Raw genomic sequence first — 3,879 nt, forward strand, 5'->3', positions numbered from 1 at the left:
GACCTGACACAGCCTTTCGACCTGGTCTTCAACAAGGGCGTCGAGCAAGGGCTGATCGACCGGCCGATCGAGATCATCTACCGCGAAGTGGAAGGGCTGCCGAAGGGCTCGGTCAAGGCGGTCATCGACGCCTACGGCGAATTGTGCGACGAGGGCTGTCTGGCCGTGTTCGGTCCCAATATCGGCGACAACGCCATTCCGACCCGAGAAGCCATCGAGGAACGCTTCAAGGTTCCCTGCATCAGCGTCACCGGGTCCGACGCCGCGCTCGGCGAGTGGTTCTTCGCATTTCCGATGGGCTCGCACACCGACGAGCCGATCTTCTGGTCTGACCTGCTGGCCAAGGGCGGTCACACCGAGGTGGGCGTGCTCGTCGAGCAATCCCTGGTCGGCGAGGCCTACGTAAAAAGCCTCCGGGATGCGTGCCGGCGCAAGGGTATTCGCATCGTGGCCGAGGCGTCCATCGCCCAGACCGCCGGGGACGTGACCGAAGCCGTGCGGGCGCTGCGCGAGGCCAAGGCGCAGGCCATCGTGCACTGCGGATTCGGCTTCGGGATCGTGTTCGTCAACCCGGCGCTGGAGGCGCTCGCGTGGGACCCGCCCCGATTCTGCGGCACCGCCTTCCAGAACGCGTGGCTCAACCCCATCATGTGGAACGCCTTCATGGGCTGGACGGGGGTCGACCAGTACGACGAGGGCAACATCGTCGGGCAGAAATTCCTGGACGAATACCACCAGGCCTATGGCCGGCGGCCGGAATGGTGTGTGCCCGTGGTGAATCGGGATGTGGCGTTCACGTTATTGCGGGCGCTCTCCGATGCCCACCCGCTGAGCCCGCGAGGCGTCAAGGAGGCGCTCGAACGCATCAAGATGATGCCGGCCGCGTCCGGTGCTCCCGGGACGCGCGTATCGTTCGGTAACTGGTCGCGGCGCGCCTGGGTGGGTGCGGGTTATCTGGTGGCGCGCCGCCTCGACGCCGACGGCGTCAATTCACACCTCGTCGATCGCTTCGGCGAGGAGTAGGGATCAGCCGAGCGCCTCGGGCAGCACGATTTCGCCCACCCGCTTGAGATAGGTCCACGCGATGTCCGGCGGCAGCCCGCCGCACAACGGCGAAAGATTGAGCACCTTGCCGGCGCGAACCCACGAAACCGCTTCCGGCACAGAGATAATCACGTGCGACGTCCCCGTCTCCCGCAGCTCGTCGACGGTGTTGACGTGGCTGAAGCCGGCCGTCGTCTCGTCCCCGGGATTCCACGCGGCGTAAGTGCGCACGTCGTGCAGCAGATGTTCGCCGATCTCCTTCCACGCCCGATCGACGTCGTCGGCGACGAACACGACCGAGGGGGTGTTGCGGTCGGGAAACATCGTCGGCCCGGGCGTGTGGCCGTGCTCGCGGCATGCCTCTTCATAGGCCTCCTGCATGCCCGGCGCGTTGGCATTGCCCAGCATGCCCAGGCCGTACCTGCCCGCCCGGCGGGCCGCCGCCAAAGTTCCCCCACCCCACATCAGTCCCGGGCCGCCGGCGGTCAGCGGGCGGGGTGTCACCGTGATCTTCCGACCGTCTTCGACCACGGTTTCACCGGCAAGCAGTCGCCGCAGCAGCGCGAGTTTCTCGTCGCAGAGGCGACCGCGCTTCTTGATGGGCACGCCGAAGTGCTCGAACTCCTCGGGCCGGTAGCCCAGCGCCAGGATGTACGACGCCCGCCCGTTGCTGAGAATGTCGAGGACCGCCATGTCCTCGGCGAGACGCACGGTTTCGTAGAACGGAAGGATCAGGATCAGGCTCAGCGCGAGACGCTGCGTTCGCGCGGCCACCGCCGAGGCCAGCAAAAACGGCGACGGCAGGTAGCCGTCCTCGGATCCGTGGTGCTCACACAGCACGGCCGCGAGGCCACCGTGTTCCTCGGCCCACGCACACATTTCGGGTGCCGCGGCGTACAGATCGGTTGGGGGCGCGGCCCATTCAGGGTCGCGCATATCGAAGCGCAGCGTGTACACGGCAAACTCCTGGATAGCCTGATCGTTGTGGCGTACGTTACACGTTCAGTCGAAGGCGTAAAGCGGGAGAGTCGTGGGGATGTCCAGCGAACTCAGCAAGCCCGGGGGCGCATCCACGACATAGGGAATCGCGTTGACGACGCGCATCGCCGTCGACGCCATGGCGGCGTGCCCCGCGCCGTGGCCCTGCGCCTCCCCCAGCGTCATCACGCAGTGGACGTCGGGATCACCGTCGATGTCGACCCGATAGGTCGCGTCGAACTCCGATGTCGGCCAATCGGGCGCGACGTCGCGCGCCATCCGGATGACGTGTTCGATCACGATGGCCTCACGCCCGTTCACCACGCCCGCCGCCCGGGTCCGCACGGCGCCGCAGGTGCCCGCCCTGATGGTGCCGAACGCCACCTCGATGTCGCGATCGGCCAACGCTCGGTCGAGGGAGCCGCGCACCTCTTCCACCTCGACCCCGAGGCCGCTGGCGATCAGGCATATCGGTGCTCTCCAAGCCATTTCGATGAAACCGGGCGTGGAAAGCATCGGTTGGAATTCCAGCGGATGGCCGAACCCCATCCCGTTCATCATCACGTCGGCCACCGGGTAGTGGTCGTTGAGGGCTACCTCGCTGGCCGTGATGGTCCGGATGTGCTTTGACTGCGTCGTCATCAGCAGCGCGAGCTGATCGGAGGCGAACCCGGGAAAGATCCCCGACACGTAGAACGAGGCACCGCCGGCCTCGGCCGCCGCCTCGAGCTGATCGCGCCAATCCGCGGCGAAATACGACGGCGGATGCACCAGGCTGGTCGACGACGTCGACACGACGTTGATACCGGCCGTCAGCAGCCGCACATAATCGGGCACCGCCGCCCCGTCGCGTTCGGGGCCGCTCGCCGCATACACCACGCAGTCCGGCGCCAGGGCGATCAGCGCGTCGGCGTCGCCGGTGGCGGTCACACCGAGCGGTGCGCCGCCGGCCAACTCGCCGGCGTCTCGACCGACCTTGTCCGGTGAATGTACCCATACCCCAACGAGTTCCAGATCCGGCCGGCGGCTGATCGCGTCGATCGCCACCTTACCGACTCCGCCGGTGGACCACACGACGGTCCGCAGGGGCTTTTCGATCGACACCGGTGCTCTCCTTACTGGGCGGCGACACGCGCGGCGGCCGCCGCGGCGCGTTCGAGATAGGGCCAGGCAACGTCGGGGGCGATACCGCCGCACAGCGGATGCAGTGGCAGCGGCCGGCCGCCGCGGACGTAGTCCGTTGCCGCGTCGGAGGTGAAAATGCGGTAGGGGCCGCCCTCTTCGCGCAGTGCGTCCACGCTGTCGGCCCGGGTGATGCTGGCCACCGAGTTGTCCTGCGGGCGGTAGGACGCGGCCATCACCGCGTCGTGCAACAGGTGCGGGCCCAACTCATCCCAGGCCTGGTCCACGTCGTCGGCAACGAAAACCGCTGTGGGAAGCCCCGGGACGGGGAACTGGACGATCCCGGGGTCATGCCCATGTGCCCGGCACTGCTCCTCGTAGAACTCCTTCAGGCCGGGCGAATCGGTCTGGGAGACGAAGCCCAGCCCGAACCTGCCGGCGCGTCGCGCGGCGGCCTTGCTGCCGCCGGCGACGAGCACCATCGGTCCGCTGGACGTACCGCACCGCGGGGTGACGCGCACCATGCGGCCCCGATATTCGACGGGTTCCCCGTGCACCAGTGGGCCGAGCACGGCGAGGATTTCGTCCGCTTTCCGGCCGCGGGTGGCCATGTCGCCGCCGAAGTGGTCGTACTCCTGGCTGCGGTGCCCGACGCCGAACGCATACGACACCCGCCCCCTGCTGATCAGGTCCAACACGGCCATTTCCTCGGCAAGCCGCACGGGGTCCCACAAC

General features: G+C 67.6%; 4 protein-coding genes. 1 reads left to right on the forward strand and 3 read right to left on the reverse strand.

Annotation, left to right across the window (positions count from 1 at the left end; translation table 11 throughout):
* Window positions 1-1,023 (forward strand): ABC transporter substrate-binding protein (locus Q0W90_RS23635; protein WP_297777011.1); only part of this gene is annotated, 1,023 nt, incomplete at its 5' end.
* Window positions 1,024-1,026: 3 nt separating this feature from the next.
* Here the strand turns inward: Q0W90_RS23635 and Q0W90_RS23640 are convergent.
* The 3 genes from Q0W90_RS23640 to Q0W90_RS23650 all read right to left on the reverse strand — a co-directional run.
* On the reverse strand, window positions 1,027-2,001 hold the full coding sequence (locus Q0W90_RS23640) for an LLM class flavin-dependent oxidoreductase (protein ID WP_297777013.1): 975 nt from the start codon (window positions 1,999-2,001) through the stop codon (window positions 1,027-1,029).
* A gap of 45 nt (window positions 2,002-2,046) precedes the next feature.
* Window positions 2,047-3,126 (reverse strand): dihydrodipicolinate reductase, encoded by a 1,080-nt coding sequence (locus Q0W90_RS23645; RefSeq protein WP_297597910.1) that lies wholly within the window; start codon window positions 3,124-3,126, stop codon window positions 2,047-2,049.
* 11 nt (window positions 3,127-3,137) lie between these two features.
* A partial coding sequence (locus tag Q0W90_RS23650) for an LLM class flavin-dependent oxidoreductase (protein WP_297777015.1) occupies window positions 3,138-3,879 on the reverse strand: 742 nt, incomplete at its 5' end.

The sequence above is a fragment of the Mycobacterium sp. genome, from assembly GCF_025933915.1.
Classification (GTDB): domain Bacteria; phylum Actinomycetota; class Actinomycetes; order Mycobacteriales; family Mycobacteriaceae; genus Mycobacterium.